Raw genomic sequence first — 21,208 nt, 5'->3', positions numbered from 1 at the left:
AGGATGAACATGATTGAATTTCAAAATGTTTCAAAGGTATTCAATAGTGCTGGTAAACAGATTGAAGCGTTAAAAGATATTCAATTAACGGTAGAACGTGGAGATATCTTTGGTGTCATTGGTTTTAGTGGAGCAGGGAAAAGTACATTAATCCGAACAGTTAATTTATTAGAATATCCAACTGCAGGTGAAGTGTTAATTGAAGGACGGAATTTAGCAAAGCTATCAGAGAAGCATCTTCGAGAAGCGAAAAAAAAGATTGGTATGATTTTTCAGCATTTTAATTTACTTAATTCTAAGACTGTTTTTGAAAATGTAGCAATGCCATTAAGGTTAGGGAAGGTCAAGAAAATTGAGATTGAAAACCGTGTGAATCAATTGCTTCGCTTCGTTGGTTTAGAAGATAAGGCCAATAGTTATCCAGATCAGCTTTCTGGGGGGCAAAAGCAACGTGTCGGCATCGCTCGTGCCTTGGTCACGAACCCATCCATTCTACTATGTGATGAAGCAACATCTGCGCTTGATCCACAAACAACAAAGTCAATATTGGACTTGTTGAAGCGGGTTAATGAAGAATATAAAATTACGATTCTTATAATTACACATGAGATGGAAGTGATTAAGCAAATCTGTAACCGAGTAGCTGTGATGGAAGGCGGGCGAGTGATTGAATCAGGAAGTGTATTTAATATATTCTCAAATCCACAAACTGAAACAGCTCGTAACTTTGTTCATTCGGTCATTAGAGATGAAGTGCCTGAAAGCATCATTCACCTATTAGAAGATGACAAACGCCAAAGTCGAATTTATAAAATTGATTTCTTAGGCGTTAGTTCAAGTCAACCAATTGTTTCGAGTGCAGCGAAAGAGTTTGATGTAGAAATCAATATTCTCTTTGGAAATATTACAGAGTTACAAGGCATTCCATTCGGTAATTTGATTGTCGAAATTAGTGGGAGCGAGATAGAAATAGCACGAGCGTATAAATATATTGAAGCACAAAATGTCACCATTAATGAAATAACTGATAAGGGGGTAACGGGAAATGGAAGTAAGCAACGAACTGATTATGAAGGCTTTGTGGGAAACGTTGTACATGGTTAGTATTTCGCTTTTCTTTGGAGCGATTATTGGAATTCTACTAGGGGTTACATTGGTTGTGACAAGGAAGGGACATATTTTAGAGAATCGAATTCTTTTCTCTGTTGTAAATCCAATCGTTAATATTTTTCGCTCGATTCCATTCATTATCTTGTTAGTAGCTATAATTCCATTTACAAGATTAATTGTAGGAACATCGATTGGAACGACAGCGGCAATTGTTCCTCTTGTATTGCATATTGGACCATATATATCACGATTAGTGGAGAACTCATTGCTCGAAGTAGACGAGGGAATCATCGAGGCGGCTAAAGCGATGGGAGCTACACCGCTACAAATTATTTTCAAGTTCTTAATACCAGAAGCGTTTCCTTCACTTGTCTTAAGTGTCACTACTGCAACAATCGGATTAATTGGAGCGACGGCAATGGCTGGAGCAATTGGTGGTGGAGGGCTTGGTGACTTAGCCATAACTTATGGTTATCAACGATTCTCAACAATCACAATTGTTGTTACAGTTATTATCCTTGTTGTAGTTGTACAGGGCATTCAAACGTTAGGCAATATATTAGAAAGAAAACTTAGAAGAGTATAAGGAGTTTGGATTATGACAGAACAATATCGAATTGCAACACTTGCAGATGCGGAAGTAGTTTTGGATTTAACGCACCGAGCGTATGAACCTATTCGGGAACTTGGGTTGCCATTTCCTGCAGCGACAGCAACTCTTGAGATGATGAAGGAAAATATTAATAAACATGCGACATATGTTGCTGAAGTAGATGAGAACGTAATTGCAACCATCACTTTAATTTATCCTTGGGGGCATTGGCGTGAGGATGCCGAGTATCCATATGTATGGTGGTTTGCGGTCGATCCAGCTTATAAGAAGCAAGGGGTGGGCAATCGCCTGCTTACTTATATAGAAGAAACTATTGTGAGAGATACGTTGAAAGCACCAGAATTAACCCTCGCAACATCGATTCATCATCCATGGTTAATACCGATGTATGAGAGACGTGGGTATGAGAAGGTGGAATTGCTTGAATTGGAGCATGATACGGTGTATGTGCTACGTAAAGTTGTAAATGCCGCTTTCTATCAAGAAAGTAATAAGGAAGAGTCGATAAAGTAGCATTTAAAGGAGACTGACGATGAAAAAATTGTTATTACCACTATTATTACTGTTTACGCTTATTGTGACAGGATGTGCAAGTAAAGAAACAGATGCCAAAAAAGAAGAAAAGATTATTAAAGTGGGCGTTCGATCAGCAGAGTTAAAGACATGGGACTTTATTAAGGAACAAGCTGCAGAGGAAGGCTTGAAAATTGAAGTTGTTAACTATTCATCTGCATATAATCCAGATGAATCTTTAGTAGCAGGTGACATTGATGCAAATGCTTTTCAACATATTGCTTATTTAGATCAATTTAATGAAATGACTGGAGAGGATTTAGTTCCAATCGGTACGACAATTATAGCACCGCTTGGTTTGTATTCAAACAAATACAAGAAAGTAGAAGATTTTCCAGAAGGATCACAAATCGCAGTACCAAATGATGCATCCAACTGGGGACGTGCATTGCTTCTATTACAAGAAGCAGGGCTAATTACTGTTGTGGATGGTTTCGATGGTAATGGTGGCGAAGATAAAGTAAAGGACAATCCTAAGAAAATAAAAATTGTACCTACTGATAGTGCAAGTACACCACGTGTTATGGACGATGTAGCAGGTTCAGTTATTAACAACGGAATTGCCGTAGGGGCTGGTCTTGGCTTAAAAGATGCTGTTATTCATGAAAGTAAGACTGCAAAGCCATATATCAATATTATTGCAGTGAGAAAAGAAGACCAAAACAATAAGGCCTTAAAGAAGTTAGTGGAAATCTATCAATCAAAAGAAACAGCACAATTTATTGAAAAAACATTTAAAGGTAACTATATTCCAACTATTTTATCACTAGAAGAGTTAGGGTCGTATAAAGAGGCGTATAACAATTAAGGAAAGAGGAGAAATCATGACAAAGGAGAGACAAATAAAGTTAGCGGCTTATTTAATAGGTTCTGGGATGCATGTATCAGCATGGCGTCATCCTGATTCTAAACCAGATGCAAGTATTGATGTGAAGGCATTGCAGGAGCTAGCGCAAATAGCAGAGAAGGGGAAATTTGATATTGCTTTTATTGCAGATAGTTTGGCAATCAATAAGGAATCACACCCTCATATTCTTAATCGTTTTGATCCGATTGTTCTAATAACAGCATTAGCAAGTGCAACTGAAAAAATCGGCATTGGTGCAACAGCATCAACAACCTATAGTGAACCATATGTATTAGCAAGACAATTTGCCTCAGTAGATCATATAAGCGGAGGGCGAGCTGGCTGGAACCTAGTAACGACAGCGGATGCAACTGGGGAAACAGCACAAAACTTTAGTCGAGAGCAACACTGGGAGCATGATCATCGTTATGAGCGAGCGGAAGAATTTATTGATGTTGTGCAAGGATTATGGGACTCGTGGGAAGATGATGCATTTCTTTATGATAAAGAATCGGGTGAGTTCTTTGATCATAGTAAATTGCATGAAATGAATTATAAAGGTAATTATTTTTCAGTGAAGGGTCCTTTGAATATTGCTCGGTCAAAGCAAGGTCAGCCTGTTATTATTCAAGCTGGTGCTTCAGAGCCAGGACAGAGATTAGCGGCTAGAACAGCAGAGGCAGTCTTTGTACATTGGGATAATCTTGAGACTGCTAAAACGTATTATAAAAGCTTTAAAGCACGATTGAAGGACTATGGAAGAAGTGAGGATGAATTGCATATTCTACATGGTATTTCGCCAATTGTAGGAGAAACGAGAGAAATTGCATTTGAGAAATTTTATGAATTACAAAAGCTAGTTGATCCTTATGAGAGCTTGAAATTCGTATCTGGTTATATGGGGAATGTTGATTTTTCTAAGTATTCCCTCAATACGCCAGCAAGAGAAGTAGAATTCCCAATTGTGAATAGCATTCAAAGCCATTTTAATGAGATGAAAAGCATTATTGATAAAGAAGATTTAACGGTTGGCGAGCTGTATGCAAGATTTTTCGGACCAGGCCGTGAGGATGGCTTTATAGGTTCTGCAATAGAAGTAGCAGATGAAATGCAAAAGTGGTTTGAAGAAAAAGGCTGTGACGGTTTCATGATTCAATTCCCACTATTACCAGGTGATTTAAAGGACTTTGTTCGTTTAGTTGTACCCATTTTGCAAGAAAGAGGCATCTTTCGTTTGGATTATGAAGGAGATACGTTACGTGATCATCTTGGATTAAAGGTACCTGTCAATCGATTTGAGAAAAATAGCTTGAAAGCATAAGAGAGAAGGAGAGAAAATGGCGCGATTTAATAATGATTTATTTGTACGAAATGAACGAGAAGCAGAACTTGTAGCGTATGGAGATCGGTTGGCAGCTAAGATAGAAGAAACAGCAGGCTATTATGATGAAACGGGGCAATTTCCTTTTGAAACCTTTGAATTTCTTAGGCAGCAAGGCTACTTTAAATTAACAGTGCCAAAACAATATGGAGGAGACGAAATTTCTCTATATGAGATGTTACTTGTACAAGAGCGTTTAGCGCGAGGGGATGGTTCAACGGCATTATCAGTTGGCTGGCATCTGCTTACATTTCTAAATGTGCGTGAAGCTAGACCGTGGCCGGAGGATGTTTTTGAGAAGTTGTGTAGAGACGCGGTGAATAATGGTGACCTCATCAATATCATCAATACGGAGAGAAATGTAGGTAATTTAGTACGTGGTGGTAGACCAACGACGATTGCCAAGCAAACAGCTGGTGGTTATCTCATAACAGGGCGTAAATCTTATGCTTCACTAGCACCGATTCTCAATCATTTTACTATTATTGCGTATGTGGAGGATGAGGATATTAATGCTGAATTTCTTGTAACAAAGAATGAAGGTGTGAACATAATTGAAACGTGGAATACGATGGGAATGCGTTCTACAGGAAGTCATGATATTGATATGAAGGATGCCTTTGTTCCAGAAAGTGCGCTCTTAGTTAGGCATGATCCTAATAAACCAAGCCGTTTTTTAGCGGACGGACGCATTTATTCATTAGAAATTCCTGCTGTATATTTAGGAATTGCAGGAGTGGCTAGAGATATTGCTGTGAATTTTGCTAAAACAACGTACTCTCATAGTTTGCAGGAGTATATTTCACAGGCAAGTCATGTGAGACAAAAGATTGGTGAAATCGAAGTACTTTACCATTCTTCACGTAGCTTGTTGTACTCATTAGCAGATCGCTTTGAACGTGATTTCACATTGCGAGATAGTCTTTCAAATGATGTAAGTCTTGTTAAACATATTATTTGTGATAATGCGATAAAGATTACACAATTAGCCATGAAAATTGTAGGAGGTCGCAGTTTGTCTCGTGGTCAGAAACTTGAACGATTATTTCGTGATGTACAATGTGGTCTATTTAATCCACCACAGGATGATCTTATTATGGAACAACTTGCTAGTAGTGCGTTAGCTGAGCAAAAACAGCACCAAGTAATTTGAAATGAATCTTCGACTTTAATTTAAGGGGCTGTCCAAGCGGTGATTCTCAATCACTTTTTGGACGCCCCTTTACTTTTTTTGCCCTCGAAAGAAGGTTACATCAAATATATAAACTTACCTTATATATTTATGTACTTTTTTTTAAAATGCTTTTTGATGAGGAAAAAACGATTGAGATGAGCCTTTCTCTTCGTTTATAATAACGGTGAAAAAACATGTGAAGAGTATGTGATGAGCATTTGAAGATTTCAAAAAAACAGAAAATGGAATTAAAAGTTAGTTTTGTAAAAAAATCAACAGGCCAAATATTAATTTTTTGTAAATTTTTTAATGTAAGACTGTATTATTTCACTATTTACGAGTAGACTTGTAAAGTCCGCATAATTATAATACTAATAAAATTATAGGATTAAATTTGTAAGAAGATTGAGAGGGCATTTATATGGTATTTAAACCGAAAAAGGATAAATTTAGTACAATTTTATTTAATATCTCGGAAAACTTAAAGCAGGCAACAGATTACTTTTGTGATTATAAATTGCGTAATGTAAGTGATTTAAAAACTTTCACAGAATCAATGAAAGAGTATGAACATAAAGGTGATATCTATGTGCATGAAGTAATCCGTGAATTAAATAATGCATTTATTACACCAATTGAGCGTGAAGATATTCTTCATCTTGCTATGAGTATGGATGATGTATTAGATGGCCTAGAACATTGTGCGGCTCTTTTTGAAATGTACTCAATTGTTGATGCTGATGATTATATGATTAAATTAACCGAAAATATACGTAATGCTACATATGAAATTGAGCGTGCGGTTCAGTTATTAGAATCAAAGAAATTGCTAAAAATTCGTGATCATGCTATTAAAATCAAAGAGTATGAAACGATTTGTGACGGCATTCACAGACAAAGTATTAAAAATTTATTTGCGGTTGAGAAAGATCCAATTCGTATTATTCAATATAAGGAAATATATGAAGATCTAGAAGAAATCGCTGATTACTGCCAAGCTGTAGCTAATACGCTTGAAACAATTATTATGAAGAATGCGTAAGGAGCAAAGCATTAATGGATACATTATTTATACTAACCATCCTCATCATCATTGGAGCTCTAGCATTTGACTTTATAAATGGATTTCATGATACAGCTAATGCAATTGCGACGGCTGTATCTACAAAGGCATTAAAGCCTAGACATGCTATTATTATGGCTGCAATAATGAACTTTGTTGGAGCAATGACTTTCACAGGAGTTGCGAAAACAATTACGAAAGATATTGTTGACCCTTTCACGCTAGAAAATGGTTCACTTGTTATTCTAGCCGCACTTATCTCAGCTATTGCTTGGAATTTAATCACTTGGTATTACGGGATTCCAAGTTCATCTTCGCATGCAATTATTGGTAGTATCGCGGGTGCAGCTATCGCTGCAGCAGGAATAAATGCGATTAAATTCGCTGGCTTTGGAAAGATTATTCTTGCATTAATTCTATCTCCATTATTAGCCTTTACACTCGGTTATATTATTTATAGTATTTTTAAAGTAGTTTTTAAAAATAATAATTTATCAAAAACCAACCAGCGTTTTCGTTATTTCCAAATAGCTACCGCTGCATTGCAAGCCTATACTCATGGAACGAATGATGCACAAAAGGCCATGGGAATTATTACAATGGCGTTAATTGCTAATGGTTATGCAACGTCTACTGATATTCCATTATGGGTTCAATTAGCCTGTGCGACAGCAATGGGTCTAGGAACATCAATTGGTGGTTGGAAAATCATTAAGACTGTTGGCGGAAAGATTATGAAAATACGTCCAGTTAATGGCGTGGCCGCTGACTTAACAGGGGCAAGTTTAATCTTCGGTGCAACTGCGATTGGCTTACCTGTAAGTACAACTCACGTAATATCTTCTTCTATTCTAGGTGTTGGTTCAGCTCACCGTTTAAAAGGAGTTAAGTGGGGGACTGCTCAACGTATGTTGATTACATGGGTCATTACTTTACCGATTTCTGCAACAATTGCAGCCTTGATGTATTATCTTTTAAATCTATTTTTCTAATGAATTTGAGCTTGTAGAGAAGCAATTGTTTCTCTATAAGCTTTTTTAGATGGAAAATAAATTAAACAAAGTTGGAAAAAATAGTATCATGACTAGTTCAGTAACAAACTTTATGATAGAGGTATTGTTTCTAAAAGTTCTTAATCAAAAGTTTGGAGGTTTGTATGAAGAAAAAGCTTGAAAAGTCCTTCAAAATCGCACATAAAGAAGCGAAAATTGGTGTGGCTTTAGTTCTTTTTAATTTTATTTGGTGGTTTGGCTTCGCTTATGGATTAGGCTCAAAAGATCCATCGCAATATACATATGTTTTTGGTTTACCTGCATGGTTTTTTTATAGCTGTGTTGTTGGTTTTATTGTCATGGTTATTTTAGTCATTCTTTGTGTAAAGTTTTTATTTACAGATATTCCCTTTGATTTAGAAGAGGAGGGAGAAGAATGATTATGAACTGGGCAGTTATTATTCCTTTATTAATCTTTTTAGTGCTTATTTTCGGTATTGGCTTTTGGTCTAACCGATACATACAATCGTCGAATTCTTTTTTACAAGAATATTTTTTAGGTGGAAGACAACTTGGTGGTTTTGTACTAGCTATGACGATGATGGCGACATACGGAAGCGCAAGTAGCTTTATTGGCGGTCCTGGTGTTGCTTATACGAAAGGTCTTGGTTGGGTTCTTCTTTCAATGGCACAGCTGGCTACTGGGTATTTTGTATTAATGGTACTTGGTAAGAAGTTTGCGATTGTAGCCCGTAGATATAAGGCGATTACGATTATTGATTTCTTGAAGAGTCGTTATCAAAGTAAAGCAGTTGTTCTTTTGTCTGCGGCAAGTATTATTATTTTCTTATTCTCAGCAATGGCGGCACAGTGGGTAGGTGGTGCTCGTTTAATTGAATCTTTAACAGGTCTTTCTTATACGACTGCATTATTTATATTTGCTGTTTCTGTATTAGTTTATGTCATTATTGGTGGCTTTCGTGCTGTTGCACTAACTGATGCTGTTCAAGGAACCGTTATGTTATTTGGAACGATTATCTTATTAGTGGCGACAGTTATTGCGGGTGGTGGTCTCTCTAATATTATGGGAGAGCTCGTAGCGGAAAATCCTAATTTAGTAACGCCATTTGGTGCAGATGCTGATCTAACTCCTTTATATGTATCATCATTTTGGATTCTTGTAGGTGTTGGTGTCATTGGGTTACCACAAATAACTGTTAGAGCAATGAGTTACAAAGATTCAAAGGCAATGCATAAGGCGATTATTGTCGGAACGATTGTCATTGGTGCAATCATGCTAGGAATGCATTTAATAGGTGTGCTAGCAAGACCAGTCGTGCCAGGTGTAGAAATTGGAGATATGGTTATGCCAACATTAACCATGAAGGTATTACCGCCATTCATAGCAGGTATTGTTTTAGCGGCTCCGATGGCTGCAATTATGTCGACAGTGGATTCTCTGCTTATTCTTGTTGGTTCGACTGTTGTGAAAGATATTTATATTAATTATATGAAGCCGAATGCTTCTGAACAGCAGGTAAAGAAAGCAAGTTTTATTGTAACGTCTGTTATTGGAATTTCAGTTGTCTTATTTGCATTAAGTCCACCAGATTTACTTATTTGGTTAAATCTATTTGCTTTCGGTGGCTTGGAATCTGTATTCATTTGGCCGGTTGTTTTCGGGCTATATTGGAGTACAGGAAATAAGTATGGCGCGCTTGCTTCTATGGTTGTTGGTATGGGCTCCTATATTTTATTTGATCGCTTCTATCCAACGGCGTTCGGGATGCATACAGTAGTGTTACCGATTCTATTGTCATTAATCGTATATGTGATTGTGAGTTTATTAACAAGTAAGAAAGTAGGCAAGGCAGAGTTTGTGTAAGAGTACTATTTTTCTTGTTTTGTTAGGGCAAAACAATCATAAAACCGAGTTCGAATCATTTGGAACTCGGTTTTTTAGCCGGAGATATTTTAGAATATGTTGACGAAGAATAAAAAATTTAAAAAAGCTGTTTCACATTTCGTTTGTGAAACAGCTTTTTCTATGGTTTTAGTAAGGTTTATTTCTCTTCAATTGTTCTAATAATTCTAGCTGGATTTCCACCAATGATCACGTTGTCTGGCACATCTTTCACAACAACTGATCCGGATGCTACAACTACATTATTTCCAATTGTTACTCCAGGATTAATAACTGAACGGCCACCAATCCATACATTATCACCAATTGTTACGGGCTTACCAAATTCGGGGCCTGCGATTCTGATTTTTGCTTCAATTGGATGAGTAGCTGTATATATATGAACGCCAGGTGCTAAAAAGCAGTTATCGCCGATTTTTATTTCACAAACGTCTAATAAGACTGTATCGAAATTTGCGTAGAAGTTTTCGCCAATATGAATATTGTAACCATAATCACATTTTACGGTAGGTTCCATGTAGAAATTTTCACCTGTTGAACCGAATAGCTTCTTTAGTAACTCAGTACGAATTTCTAAGTCATCTTCTGTCGTTTGATTATACAATCTAGTTAAACGTCTTGCTTCTTTTCTTTCTGCAACAAGAGTTGCATCTGAAGCATCATATAACTCGCCATCTAACATCTTTTCCTTTTCAGTTTTCATTGCACACCTCTATTTTTATAGTTAAAACGTTTATGATATACTTATCTTTTAATATGTTAATACTTTTAATAAGTGTTGTCAAAAGGGGTTTTAATAAATGAATAATGTACCTTATAATACAAATAAAGTAAAACAAATTAATACTGATCTTGTTAAAAATATATTGAAAAATCAAGAACACGCTACGAAGGCATATATTGCACAACATACGGGTTTAAGCGTTGCTACTTGTGGCAATATTCTCAAAGAGCTGATACAAACAGGCGAAGTAATTGAAATGGAGTTAGGTGAATCAAAAGGTGGAAGACCGCCGAGGAATTATGCGTATAATGCTAATTACTCATATATTGCTTGCTTATATATGAGTAATGAAGGAGAGGAAAATACGCTAACGTATGCTATTGCGAATCTAATTGGAGAAATAATAGAAGAAGATGCTCTGAAGTGTGAAGTAATCGATTTTAATATGCTTGATTCTTTTATTGGGAGCATACTTGAAAAATATTCAATCATTAAAGCTATTGGCATAGGAGTACCTGGTGTAGTGAATAAAGGGAAAATCGGTGTTTGTGACATAGAGGAGTTAATTGATTTTCCATTAGAAAGTCAGTTGAAAGCGAAGTATGATGTTGAATTTATTATTGAAAATGATATGAATTGTTCTGTGTTCGGGATGTATAAAAATGAAACAGAAAATCAGCCTCATTCAATGGCTGTTATGTCTTTTCAGAAAAGAAATTTTCCTGGGTCAGGCATGATTGTTGATGGGAAAATTGTAAGAGGGTTTTCAACCTTTGCTGGTGAAATCTCTTTTCTTCCTTTTGGTATATCACGAGAAGAACAATTTAAACAGCTTCATCAAGAAGAAACATTCTTGCCGTTAGTTGTTAAATCGATTATTTCGTTGATTGCCATTCTAAATCCGGAACAGATTGCATTAACCGGTGGATTATGTAAAGCAAAACATCTTTCTACAATTATAGAAGAATGTAAAAAAATGATTCCTAATGAACATATGCCAACTATTACACTAATTGAAAATATTCGAACTGCATATGTTCAAGGACTAATTTTACTAACCTTAGAGAGATTAACGTATCAATTGCAGCTTGTTGAGAAGAAGATTTAATAAGAGACAAGGAGCTAAGGCGTCTCATGAATGATTTATATCAATATTGAGATACCTAGCCCCTTATGATTGTGGTAAATTATCTTTTAATCGGTCGTTCTAAAGTTAATATTTCATCCTCTAATGAAGAAACTTGTTGTTCCACAACAGTCTTCACATCTTGAACTGCTGCATTATAGAAGTGAGGGGCTAATGACTCCTTCACGAAATCTAATACTCTTTCAGCTGCAAACTCAGATAGTTCTTCATCTCTTTCATCTAAAAAGAATTGCTGTATATCAGAAATCATTAGTTGTTGTTGTTCTTTTTTTAGTTTTAAAAACAAGTGTAACACTCCTAAAAATATAGTATAGAACTCTACTTTACATTTTAAACTGTTATTATGATAGGCTGTTTTTTTATGAAATATTATGTACAAGGCTTATAGTAAATTAATCGTAAGAGACCTTGTTACATGAGGAAATAATGTCACTATTATTACCCAATGAATACAAGTATCAAGGTTTGTAGTAAGGCATATACATGAAAGAAATGAAGTTTTAAGGAGCTAGTTGTAATGGAAAGTTACCAAAGTAAAGGGTTTAAACTATTGCTACGGCTTGTAGGTAGAAAGCGATTTTGGATGAAATCCGGTGAAGCGTTAAGAAAAGGAATTGCCAAGAGGCGGTTATTAAATCATGAGCCACCGAATCATTTTTATAAGAAATTGAATATCGAGAAAAAATGTATGAATGATTATAATTATTATGAGATACGGCCAACACATGTGAGTAGTAGTATGCATCTATTCTATTTACACGGTGGTGGGTATGTACATAAAATTACATCCTTTCATTGGAAGTTCTTAAGGAGATTAGTAGACGCTCTACAATGTACGATTACGATTCCTCTTTATCCATTAGCCCCTGAACATACATATAAGCATACTTTTGAGTTTGTGTACCCGCTATATATAAATCAAGTTCAAAAGATGGCAAATGATAAGGATATAGTAATAATGGGAGATTCAGCAGGAGGGGGACTTGCATTGGCTTTAGCGCATTACCTAAAAGAAATGAATGTACCACAACCAGGTCATATTATTTTGATTTCTCCTTGGTTAGATATATCGCTCAATAACCCAGAAATAGCTGATATTGAACCATATGATTTTTTCCTTACTAAGTCAGGTCTTATTGAAGTGGGGCGACTGTATGCTGGAGGTGACGATCCTTTATCTCATTTATTAAGCCCGATGTATGGTGAGCTACAGGGACTTTCGGATATTACACTATTCATGGGCTCACATGATATTTTAGTAGCTGATTCTAGAAAGCTTATGGTGATGGCAGAAGAGCAAGGTGTTTTAATAGACTACCACGAATACCCTAACATGATGCATGACTTTCCTTTATTTATGTTTCCTGAATCTAAAATGGCGATGGATGTTATAGTGAATAAGCTTAGAGAATGATAGGCTTTATTTTTCTGGAAGGATGAAAAAAATCCGAAGAAGCATGAACTTATTAAACTATTAAAGAAACCAGACTCAAAATTACGAATCTGGTTTCTAAAAAATCAATCTACTGGACGGTTCTCAAAAGGGTATTCTACTAAATCTTCAGCTACTTTCGTATTAGGGAGTGCTGGTGTGTCTAAGCGAGTGATTTGGTATACAGATGTACCAACGATTTCAGCTACTTGCTGCAGCTTGTCTTTACTGATTTTATCTATTGTATCTGTAGGTTTATGATACGAAGGCTCAACTGGAGAATGGATGAACAATGCTGAAGGGATGCCTAAGTCATGGAATGGCTGGTGATCACTACGTCCTAATTGACCGTAAGGAATTACTTCGGATCGCAATTTAGCTGCTGAAGTAGCTGCTAAATCAGTAACGAGGTTTTTCTTTCCATCAATCGTGTACATAATAAGTCCACCAAAAGGTTTATCTGGTCCAGCTTCACGACCACCAATCATATCCATTTGGAAATGTGAAACCATACGTTTAACTTCATCTTTAGGTAGTGAAGCAGCGTAATAAGAAGAACCAACTAAACCTCTTTCTTCAGAGCCAAATGTTATGAAACGAACTTCTGTATCAATAGGTGTCTTTGCGTAGATTCTTGCTAGTTCTAGTACTGCTGAAACACCAGAAGCGTCATCATTAGCACCAGCGCCACCTGGTACAGAATCATGGTGAGAGCCAATTGTTACAATTTGATTTGTATCATTTTCTTGTTTCGGTTTAAGAGAAGCGATGACATTATATGAAGTTTTTTCAATTTTTTCTTGGTTAATATCTATAGTAGCTTCAATGACTTTATTTTGTAACTTTTCAACTAGCTTCAATCCTTCTTCTTTAGAAATAGCTACAGCAGGAATATTTTGACCTTCACCAACTTGTCCGAAATTATTTCCCGGGGAAGTGTTATTGAACATAATGGCCCCTACTGCTCCTTTATCGATGACATTCTTTAGCTTTTCTACGTATGTAAGATCTCCTCTTTCAATAAGAACAATTTTTCCTTGTACATTGCCAATTTCCTTTGGATTAGCTTTTCCCACATAAGCTAGGGGTGCGGTTACTTTTTTACTAACACTATCAGTAAATGGTCGTGGTTTTTCACTAGCATCACTATCTTCAACTTTTACATAGACATGATTGACTTTTGTATCATAGATTGGAAAAGGCTGAATTCTAGTATCATATCCTAAACTAATAAACTTGTTAGCTATATATTGTACAGCTTTCAACTCTCCATCTGTACCTGCTGCTCTGGGTTCTTTTGATAATTCAGTAATAGTTTGATACATATTATCCGCACTGATTTGTTTCTTGATAACGTTATCAAATTCGATTTTTGCAATTTCATGGGGAGATGGATTACTAGATTCTGCGTATACGGCGGCTCCAGGTGCTAAGACCATACCAATAGCCAAAATAGCACTTAACGTTTTACGGTACATTGTATTCCTCCTTAGAAAATTGTATTCTACTCTATTATTCAGTTGTATGAAAATTTTGTAAACTTAAATAATTTTACAAAAAAAGCGATCTTTCAATGGTTTTTTACAAATACTTTTGCTTAATAAGTAGAAAATAGCACCTTATTCCTAATGTTTATCGAGGAGATTTGTCAGTCTATGTTGGAAGTATGAGGAAACTAGACGATAGTAGGATAGTAAATGAAATGCTAGCTTACTATTTTTATGAATAAGGAATGATTTCACAAATAACAGCTTGTTTTCAATAAAATTCACGATTATGATAGGAGATGTTGTGAAAACATAGAAAAGGAAGTTGATTCATAGAAATGGATGAAAATTTACAGCGCCGTTTAGTACATAAGAAAGAAAATGTATACTTAGTGTTTGCTATACTATTTAGTTTGTTATTTTATATTGTTTTTGCTCTATCTGTGGTGGGTATTGTTATTATTCTTTTAATAGCTCTTATTTCTTATTTATTTCATGCTATAAGTATGGCGCAAATTCGTCGAAATGCCGTTAAAATCTCCTCTCAACAATTTCCAGATATTTATGTAAAGGCAGCAACTCTTTCTAATGAAATGGGGCTGAAGAAGGTTCCGGCCATGTATGTAATTGAAAGCATGGGAATGATGAATGCTTTTGCTACACGTTTCTTTGGTAAGAACATGGTTATTGTATACTCCGAAATATTTGATTTGATTGAAAGTGAACAAGAAGATGAAATGATGTTTGTGCTTGCACATGAATTTGCACATTTGAAACGTCGACATGTTTTATTACATACATTAATCTTACCTTCTATGTGGATTCCATTTCTTGGTGAAGCATACATGAGAGCATGTGAATATACATGTGATCGTTACGGAGCGTATTATACAAAGAATATGAAAGCCGCTCATAATGCCTTAACGATTTTGGCTATAGGAAAAAAACTACACTATCGTGTAAACCAGGAAGCGTATATGGCACAGCTTGAAGAAGAAAAGGGGTTTTTTCACTGGTTAAGTGAAAAGCTTTCTACTCATCCAGACCTTCCAAAACGAATGAATAGTTTATATAATTGGCAAAATCCTTCCGAGCATTCACTGTTTAAAGAACGTAAAAGAAACATAGTCATTGGTTTAGTGATTCCTTTTGTCATTATTCCAGCAGTAGTATTTGGTGTTTACTATACATTTGAAAAAATCGATGGCATTGCTAATACTTTGTGGGAAGATGAAGGGTTTGATGACGACTACACTTTGGAAGGTTATACAGATTTAATGGGTGCTGCAAGTAGTAATGCTCTAAAAGATATGAGAACAGAAATAGAAAATGGCGCAGATGTGAATGCAGTAGATAGCGAGAATTGGACAGCGCTGCATTATGCGACTGATAATCTTGCCTATGAAGCTATCGAACTATTAATCCAGTCAGGAAGTAATCTAAACATACAAGATTCTGATGGAGATACACCGCTTATATTGGCATCCATGTATGGATATTCTGATATAGTGGAGCTTCTAGTTAATAACGAAGCAGATCAATCTGTTGTTAATAAAGAAGGTTACACAGCTTATGATTATGCTGTTGAAAATAATCAAGAAAATGAATACAAAAAGATAATTAATTTGTTAGCGAAATAATAAAGCTGAAGCGATTCTTCATAGAGAGGAATCGCTTTTTTAATATAACACGAAAAATTTGCCTAAATATTCATAATATTTTATCATTTATTAAATGACATTTTTATAAGCGTATTCAGAATGTGAAAATTGAAAAGTATACTACTTGTAAAAGTAATTCAGTTATTATAAACCGTGAAACAGAATACATATGTTCCTAATAGGAAGAGTAAGGAGTAGTATAAATCGAAATGGAGACATTCATGTCAAAGTGAAAGAAGTGATTAAGATTTGAATTTACTGTCGAAAGTAAATGAAATAGTGGAAGAAAGACGCGATTCATTTATCGCTTTGAGCAATAGAATATGGGAATATGCGGAAACGAAGTTTGAAGAGCATCAGTCTGCTGAGGTGATTTGTAAATTGCTTGAACAAGAGGGATTTAGAGTGCAGCGAAATGTAGCTGGAATCCGTACGGCTTTTACAGCTAGTTATGGTTCTGGAAACCCTATTATTGGATTATTAGGTGAATTTGATGCTCTTCCTGGCTTAAGTCAAAGAGAAGCAGCGGCATACTATGAACCAATTATTGAAGGTGGGAATGGACATGGCTGTGGTCATAATCTACTTGGAGTTGCTCCGCTTGCCGCTGTTATTGCGATTAAACAGATAATGAAGGAGCAAGGATTATCAGGAACCATTCGATATTTTGGCTGTCCTGCTGAAGAAGGTGGTTCAGGAAAAACTTTTATGGTTCGAGATGGAGCATTTAAGGATGTAGATTGTGCATTAACATGGCATCCAGCTAGCTATTCGAGTGTGTTCTCGTGCTCAACATTAGCAAACTATCAAGTATATTTTTCTTTCAAAGGAAAAGCGTCGCACGCATCAAGCTCGCCACACTTAGGGCGAAGTGCGCTTGATGCAGTAGAATTGATGAATGTTGGAGTGAATTATTTACGGGAGCATATTATTCCTGAGGCACGAATTCACTATGCAATTACGAATCCAGGTGGTGCATCAGCAAATGTTGTTCAAGGTGAAGCGGAAGTTCAATACTTAATTCGTGCTCCTCAAATTAACGAAGTAAAAGCGATTTACGAACGAGTTTTAAAAATCGCTCAAGGTGCCGCACTAATGACGGAAACAGAAATGATCGTTACCTTTGATAAAGGATGCTCTAATTTCGTACCGAATCATGCATTAGGAATGGTGTTGAATCAACATTTGCAAGCGGTTGGATTACCTGCTTATGAAGAAGCTGAACATCGTTTTGCTATGAGTATGGGAGAAACAATAACGAAACTAGATCGAGAAGCAGCTGTGAATGAGATTAGTAAGCTAACCGGTCAGCAACCAAAACGAATAGTAAAGAAATTAGGTCGTTTTCCTTTCTTTTCAGATGTTTTCTCATTTGTTGAAAGTAATCAATTAATCTATTTCTCAACCGATGTTGGCGATGTGAGTTGGGTTGTACCAACAGCTCAATTCTTTGGAGCAAGCTTTGTGGCAGGAACACAACTCCATTCATGGCAGCTCGTTTCACAGGGGAAAACCTCAATAGCTCATAAAGGAATGCTGCAAGCAGCTAAAGTGTTGGCGTTAGCAGCGCTCGATTTACTGTTGAATCCTGATATCGTTGAGCAAGCGAAAGAAGAATTACAAGAAGTAACAGAAGGAATATACCAATCACCGATACCGCTTCATATTAAACCATCAGCAGTAAAGTAGTACTTAGTAATGAAAATTCATCATTCTGAGTTGGAATAGATTGAGTCATTGAGTTTATCTCAATGGCTTTTTCTATTAGCAAAATAAAGTAAGAAACAAGTTAGTAGGCATAAAACCATTTATCATATGGACAATTATCCAAAGCATGGGAGTATCAATAAAATAAGGCATAATGAACATTATGAATACTAGGAGGTATTTCCTTTGTTTAACTATCATCCATATGATTACATGTTTAGGTCATTCTCTCCATATATGATGCAACCTAACTATATATATCCAAATTTATTTTCTATAAATGATCGTTTTCAAGGCTTTGATACTGCTTATCCTGATTATTTCTTTAATATGCATCCTTCTGTTGGTTATCCAATATATCCTGATAATCGTGTGTTTACACCTTATGACCAAGCAAGACCAGTGTATTTTGATGCATATTATCAAGTGGATCCAGCAACTGATTACGGTGATGCCGATTTACATGAAAATGGTTTTTATTATAATGTAGACGATGATGAAAGACATCTTAGTATTGAGGATATCGAAGCAAGAGCACAATGGAGTGACTGGGAGAATCTTGGATCACCTCGCGATAGAGGTATTAAAGATGGACCCGCTGTAGCTTCTAGAGGACCGAATCGTTTAGATACATTTGTACAAGGCTCGAATGATCGCTTGTGGCATAAGTGGTGGAATGGTAGACGTTGGAGTGATTGGCAGGCGTTGGAGGGTCAAATTTCATCATCGCCAGCGGCCGTTTCATGGGGTGGGAATCGTATAGACCTCTTTGCGAGAGGGATGAGAGGAAGCTTGTGGCATCGATTTACAGAAGGAAACAGATGGAGTCAGTGGGAGGATCTAGGTGGTGAAATAACTTCAGCACCAGCGGCTTCTTCAAGAGGACCTTTTCAATTAGATGTTTTCGCACGAGGAACAAATGGTAGCTTATGGACGCGGTCATGGAACGGTAGACGATGGAATGATTGGCAAGACTTAGGTGGCCAAATTACATCGGCACCAGCGGCTGTTTCATGGGGACCAAATCGTATCGATACATTTGCACGTGGTACGGATAATGCATTATGGCATAAGTGGTGGCAAAACGGTCGATGGAGCGAGTGGGAAAGTCTAGGTGGTCAAATCACCTCAGGGCCAGGAGTTTCATCAAGAAGACCAAATCAATTAGATGTCTTCGTACGAGGAACAAACGGCAGTATGTGGACTAGATCATGGAACGGTAGACGATGGAGCGATTGGCAGGATCTGGGTGGCCAAATCACTTCAGCACCAGCCGCCGCTTCATGGGGGCCGAATCGAATGGATGTCTTTGCCCGTGGAACGGACAATAACGTCTGGACTAAGAACTGGCGATAACGGGTTAAACCCTTCAGACGACTGAATTTCAACGGGTGCTATTTTTTCGAAAATATCATGCGTGAAAGTGAGGTCGTTTTTATTATGGCAAACACGAGTCGGACACAAAAGAAGCCAACCGATGCGGCGGAATTGCGTGGCGAACACCTACGGGAACGGTTAAGTTTTAACGAAAACCGTATACCAGACAAAATTCTAAATAAAAAACGCCTACCCTTAAAGTATAACGGCAATTATACGCAAGGATAAGCGTTTATTAGCCTAACCGAAAGGGTATGACGTAAATGTAAAAAAGAATTTTAACGGGGTTACTAGTTGTATTTATCTAACGAAATGGGGCGTTTATTGTGAAAGCAAACGAAATTTTACACTCATTACAAAATCTTGCGAATGGTCAAGAGTTTTACCGTAGAATGTTAAACGAACTGGATGAAAACGAAAATTTAGACGAATTTCTAAGCATTTTAGAAGACGAACATTTTGCTGACGTTGTAGATCTAGTTTTATTCTTAGAGGGTGGCGTTTCAACTGATTGCTAGTAGCTTAGCGTTGGTTATTGATAATTTTGAAAGCGGTTTCAAAATTATTATTAAATGGTGGGGCGTTCACATCGTCACTCCTACATTCAGGACGAAATTAATCTTAAATCGTTAGCGCACATGTCGAATCGAATGGATGTCTTTGAATGTGGAACAGATAATAATATGTGGCATAAATGGGGGAATTAAATAAAAAAGTTTTCGGTTGGTATCCCTTTATTACAAGTAAGAAGGGATACCAATTTTCTAATCAAATTACGTCTTTATTAAGGCTATACCGTAATTTTATTTCTTGTTTACATTTCGAAATGTTTTCTTGATTGTTTATAATTCTCAAGCCAATCAAGAAATGCTTATGTCTTTAGTAATACATATGTATATTAGAACTATGATTGATATGTGAAGAGGATAGAAAACGTAAAAAATATTTAGTTTGCTTACCTCGCTTACCATTATACATAGATAAGACAGGAATGGATAAAAGTCCGTATCCTAGCACAATAAGATAATAAGGAAAAAAACGAATGTCAAATCTATAGGCTAACATTTGAGCGGAATTTAAATCTACAGCTTTCGATTTTGCAATCAAAATAACCTTCCTTTCTGTTAGTTCTATATTGCCTCAATACCCGAGTAGGTAGCATTCTCAAACAACATCTTTAATTTTTAAACTTCAGCATTTTTAACCGTCTAAACAAAACTCAAGGAGGCTGTCCCACAAGTGATAGAAAATCATTCGTGTGACAGCCTCCTCTTATTAGTATTTTTTGAGTTTTTATGTACCATAAAATGGTCATATTGGTGTAATATAATAGTATTGTTGTAAATTAGTCATTGTTTGGTTCGATATAATTCTTTTTAATATCTGTAATTTTTATATTGAGTGGACTACCTTTGTAATAACCTTTTCTTGAACCGCTTTTGATAAACTTTGTTTCGTAAGCTGTTTGAAAAATACGGTTAACAACCCAGTCTCCATACATCACTACATAGTCGCAATAAGGATTTTCACAATGAACCCATATTGGTTTTGTACTGGTTTGAATAAGGGGCTCACCACATTTGCAAATGTCTTTTTTATTCATTTACGTCTCCAATCATACTGTAGTCGTTAGTATCATAATATAACAAAAAATGTACAGATGTAATAGTATGCGAATATGAATTTTAATGTCTGAATAATAAGAATAAAAAGGTGGAGAGAAAATGCCGATTATTACAATACAACTGGCAAAAGGCCGAACAGTAGAACAAAAACAACAGTTTGTGGAAGCGGTTACGAGAGAAGCTGCAAAGCAATTGCAAGTGAAGGAAGAATGGGTAACGGTTGTATTTAATGAATATGAACGAGAGAACTGGGCGTCTAGTGGTCAACTTCATTCGATAAAGTTTGGTGAGGGCTTTGGAAAGAAGGGAGCGGACGAAACGTAATATAATTTGAGTCGACTTTCTACAAAGACAAATAACACTTTTTTCTA

21 protein-coding genes are annotated in these 21,208 nt (G+C 36.3%); 17 read left to right on the top strand and 4 right to left on the bottom strand.

Annotated elements, in window-relative coordinates; translation table 11 throughout:
• Nucleotides 1-9: 9 nt before the first annotated feature.
• From TX86_RS13150 to panF, 10 genes are all read left to right on the top strand, one after another.
• Entirely contained in the window at nucleotides 10-1,104 is a 1,095-nt protein-coding gene (locus TX86_RS13150) for a methionine ABC transporter ATP-binding protein (protein WP_042349246.1), read from the top strand.
• Nucleotides 1,046-1,696: a methionine ABC transporter permease gene (locus TX86_RS13145; protein ID WP_042349245.1), complete on the top strand. Its 651-nt coding sequence runs from the start codon at nucleotides 1,046-1,048 to the stop codon at nucleotides 1,694-1,696. The genes TX86_RS13150 and TX86_RS13145 overlap by 59 nt, the downstream gene beginning before the upstream one ends.
• Before the next feature lie 12 nt (nucleotides 1,697-1,708).
• Complete coding sequence (locus tag TX86_RS13140; protein WP_042349244.1) at nucleotides 1,709-2,236, top strand: GNAT family N-acetyltransferase; 528 nt, start codon at nucleotides 1,709-1,711, stop codon at nucleotides 2,234-2,236.
• 19 nt (nucleotides 2,237-2,255) lie between these two features.
• Entirely contained in the window at nucleotides 2,256-3,104 is an 849-nt protein-coding gene (locus tag TX86_RS13135) for a MetQ/NlpA family ABC transporter substrate-binding protein (RefSeq protein ID WP_042349243.1), read from the top strand.
• A gap of 16 nt (nucleotides 3,105-3,120) precedes the next feature.
• Nucleotides 3,121-4,464 carry an LLM class flavin-dependent oxidoreductase gene (locus TX86_RS13130; RefSeq protein WP_042349242.1) on the top strand — a complete coding sequence of 448 codons (1,344 nt, stop codon included), beginning with the start codon at nucleotides 3,121-3,123 and terminating at the stop codon, nucleotides 4,462-4,464.
• Nucleotides 4,465-4,480: 16 nt separating this feature from the next.
• Entirely contained in the window at nucleotides 4,481-5,677 is a 1,197-nt protein-coding gene (locus tag TX86_RS13125) for an acyl-CoA dehydrogenase family protein (RefSeq protein ID WP_042349241.1), read from the top strand.
• A 442-nt stretch (nucleotides 5,678-6,119) separates the two neighbouring features.
• Complete coding sequence (locus TX86_RS13120; RefSeq protein ID WP_042349240.1) at nucleotides 6,120-6,740, top strand: DUF47 domain-containing protein; 621 nt, start codon at nucleotides 6,120-6,122, stop codon at nucleotides 6,738-6,740.
• A gap of 14 nt (nucleotides 6,741-6,754) precedes the next feature.
• On the top strand, nucleotides 6,755-7,753 hold the full coding sequence (locus TX86_RS13115; protein ID WP_042349239.1) for an inorganic phosphate transporter: 999 nt from the start codon (nucleotides 6,755-6,757) through the stop codon (nucleotides 7,751-7,753).
• Between the two features lie 164 nt (nucleotides 7,754-7,917).
• Complete coding sequence (locus TX86_RS13110) at nucleotides 7,918-8,193, top strand: YhdT family protein (protein ID WP_042349238.1); 276 nt, start codon at nucleotides 7,918-7,920, stop codon at nucleotides 8,191-8,193.
• 2 nt (nucleotides 8,194-8,195) lie between these two features.
• The gene (panF, locus tag TX86_RS13105) at nucleotides 8,196-9,638 is read left to right on the top strand and encodes a sodium/pantothenate symporter (protein ID WP_042350469.1); all 1,443 of its coding nucleotides are present in this window, start codon (nucleotides 8,196-8,198) and stop codon (nucleotides 9,636-9,638) included.
• A 178-nt stretch (nucleotides 9,639-9,816) separates the two neighbouring features.
• On the opposite strand, the gene TX86_RS13100 is transcribed toward panF, so the two are convergent.
• A complete protein-coding gene (locus TX86_RS13100; protein WP_042349237.1) occupies nucleotides 9,817-10,380 on the bottom strand; it encodes a maltose acetyltransferase domain-containing protein in 564 nt (187 codons plus the stop codon).
• 97 nt (nucleotides 10,381-10,477) lie between these two features.
• On the opposite strand from TX86_RS13100, the gene TX86_RS13095 reads away from it, so the two are divergent.
• The gene (locus TX86_RS13095) at nucleotides 10,478-11,509 is read left to right on the top strand and encodes an ROK family protein (RefSeq protein ID WP_042349236.1); all 1,032 of its coding nucleotides are present in this window, start codon (nucleotides 10,478-10,480) and stop codon (nucleotides 11,507-11,509) included.
• A gap of 79 nt (nucleotides 11,510-11,588) precedes the next feature.
• On the opposite strand, the gene TX86_RS13090 is transcribed toward TX86_RS13095, so the two are convergent.
• A complete protein-coding gene (locus tag TX86_RS13090) occupies nucleotides 11,589-11,834 on the bottom strand; it encodes a DUF2164 domain-containing protein (protein WP_042349235.1) in 246 nt (81 codons plus the stop codon).
• A gap of 231 nt (nucleotides 11,835-12,065) precedes the next feature.
• On the opposite strand from TX86_RS13090, the gene TX86_RS13085 reads away from it, so the two are divergent.
• Nucleotides 12,066-12,962 carry an alpha/beta hydrolase fold domain-containing protein gene (locus tag TX86_RS13085; protein ID WP_042349234.1) on the top strand — a complete coding sequence of 299 codons (897 nt, stop codon included), beginning with the start codon at nucleotides 12,066-12,068 and terminating at the stop codon, nucleotides 12,960-12,962.
• A 104-nt stretch (nucleotides 12,963-13,066) separates the two neighbouring features.
• Here the strand turns inward: TX86_RS13085 and TX86_RS13080 are convergent, their stop codons facing one another.
• Nucleotides 13,067-14,458 (bottom strand): M28 family peptidase, encoded by a 1,392-nt coding sequence (locus TX86_RS13080; protein WP_042349233.1) that lies wholly within the window; start codon nucleotides 14,456-14,458, stop codon nucleotides 13,067-13,069.
• Between the two features lie 347 nt (nucleotides 14,459-14,805).
• Between TX86_RS13080 and TX86_RS13075 the strand changes: the two genes are divergently transcribed.
• From TX86_RS13075 to TX86_RS13060, 4 genes are all read left to right on the top strand, one after another.
• Entirely contained in the window at nucleotides 14,806-16,107 is a 1,302-nt protein-coding gene (locus tag TX86_RS13075) for a M48 family metallopeptidase (RefSeq protein ID WP_042349232.1), read from the top strand.
• A 270-nt stretch (nucleotides 16,108-16,377) separates the two neighbouring features.
• A complete protein-coding gene (locus TX86_RS13070; protein ID WP_042349231.1) occupies nucleotides 16,378-17,817 on the top strand; it encodes a M20 family metallopeptidase in 1,440 nt (479 codons plus the stop codon).
• Between the two features lie 204 nt (nucleotides 17,818-18,021).
• Complete coding sequence (locus TX86_RS13065) at nucleotides 18,022-19,191, top strand: PLL family lectin (protein WP_230203616.1); 1,170 nt, start codon at nucleotides 18,022-18,024, stop codon at nucleotides 19,189-19,191.
• Nucleotides 19,192-19,538: 347 nt separating this feature from the next.
• Nucleotides 19,539-19,730, top strand: a complete 192-nt coding sequence (locus TX86_RS13060; RefSeq protein WP_042349230.1) for a hypothetical protein — start codon at nucleotides 19,539-19,541, stop codon at nucleotides 19,728-19,730.
• 827 nt (nucleotides 19,731-20,557) lie between these two features.
• On the opposite strand, the gene TX86_RS13050 is transcribed toward TX86_RS13060, so the two are convergent.
• Nucleotides 20,558-20,815: a hypothetical protein gene (locus TX86_RS13050; RefSeq protein WP_042349228.1), complete on the bottom strand. Its 258-nt coding sequence runs from the start codon at nucleotides 20,813-20,815 to the stop codon at nucleotides 20,558-20,560.
• A gap of 121 nt (nucleotides 20,816-20,936) precedes the next feature.
• Here TX86_RS13050 and TX86_RS13045 point away from each other — a divergent pair, with 121 nt between their 5' ends.
• Nucleotides 20,937-21,161 carry a tautomerase family protein gene (locus TX86_RS13045; protein WP_042349227.1) on the top strand — a complete coding sequence of 75 codons (225 nt, stop codon included), beginning with the start codon at nucleotides 20,937-20,939 and terminating at the stop codon, nucleotides 21,159-21,161.
• Nucleotides 21,162-21,208 lie beyond the last annotated feature (47 nt).

The sequence above is a fragment of the Bacillus massiliigorillae genome, from assembly GCF_000380245.2.
GTDB classification, from domain to species: domain Bacteria; phylum Bacillota; class Bacilli; order Bacillales; family DSM-1321; genus Bacillus_AD; species Bacillus_AD massiliigorillae.
The sequence above is the reverse complement of the archived record's forward strand: the minus strand, read 5'-3'. Positions and strand labels throughout refer to the sequence as shown.

Coding starts and splice junctions, on each gene's coding strand:
- TX86_RS13150 (WP_042349246.1), top strand. CDS start 10: ATGATTGAATTTCAAAATGTTTCAAAGGTATTCAATAGTGCTGGTAAA.
- TX86_RS13145 (WP_042349245.1), top strand. CDS start 1,046: ATGGAAGTAAGCAACGAACTGATTATGAAGGCTTTGTGGGAAACGTTG.
- TX86_RS13140 (WP_042349244.1), top strand. CDS start 1,709: ATGACAGAACAATATCGAATTGCAACACTTGCAGATGCGGAAGTAGTT.
- TX86_RS13135 (WP_042349243.1), top strand. CDS start 2,256: ATGAAAAAATTGTTATTACCACTATTATTACTGTTTACGCTTATTGTG.
- TX86_RS13130 (WP_042349242.1), top strand. CDS start 3,121: ATGACAAAGGAGAGACAAATAAAGTTAGCGGCTTATTTAATAGGTTCT.
- TX86_RS13125 (WP_042349241.1), top strand. CDS start 4,481: ATGGCGCGATTTAATAATGATTTATTTGTACGAAATGAACGAGAAGCA.
- TX86_RS13120 (WP_042349240.1), top strand. CDS start 6,120: ATGGTATTTAAACCGAAAAAGGATAAATTTAGTACAATTTTATTTAAT.
- TX86_RS13115 (WP_042349239.1), top strand. CDS start 6,755: ATGGATACATTATTTATACTAACCATCCTCATCATCATTGGAGCTCTA.
- TX86_RS13110 (WP_042349238.1), top strand. CDS start 7,918: ATGAAGAAAAAGCTTGAAAAGTCCTTCAAAATCGCACATAAAGAAGCG.
- panF (WP_042350469.1), top strand. CDS start 8,196: ATGAACTGGGCAGTTATTATTCCTTTATTAATCTTTTTAGTGCTTATT.
- TX86_RS13100 (WP_042349237.1), bottom strand. CDS start 10,380: ATGAAAACTGAAAAGGAAAAGATGTTAGATGGCGAGTTATATGATGCT.
- TX86_RS13095 (WP_042349236.1), top strand. CDS start 10,478: ATGAATAATGTACCTTATAATACAAATAAAGTAAAACAAATTAATACT.
- TX86_RS13085 (WP_042349234.1), top strand. CDS start 12,066: ATGGAAAGTTACCAAAGTAAAGGGTTTAAACTATTGCTACGGCTTGTA.
- TX86_RS13080 (WP_042349233.1), bottom strand. CDS start 14,458: ATGTACCGTAAAACGTTAAGTGCTATTTTGGCTATTGGTATGGTCTTA.
- TX86_RS13075 (WP_042349232.1), top strand. CDS start 14,806: ATGGATGAAAATTTACAGCGCCGTTTAGTACATAAGAAAGAAAATGTA.
- TX86_RS13050 (WP_042349228.1), bottom strand. CDS start 20,815: ATGAATAAAAAAGACATTTGCAAATGTGGTGAGCCCCTTATTCAAACC.
- TX86_RS13045 (WP_042349227.1), top strand. CDS start 20,937: ATGCCGATTATTACAATACAACTGGCAAAAGGCCGAACAGTAGAACAA.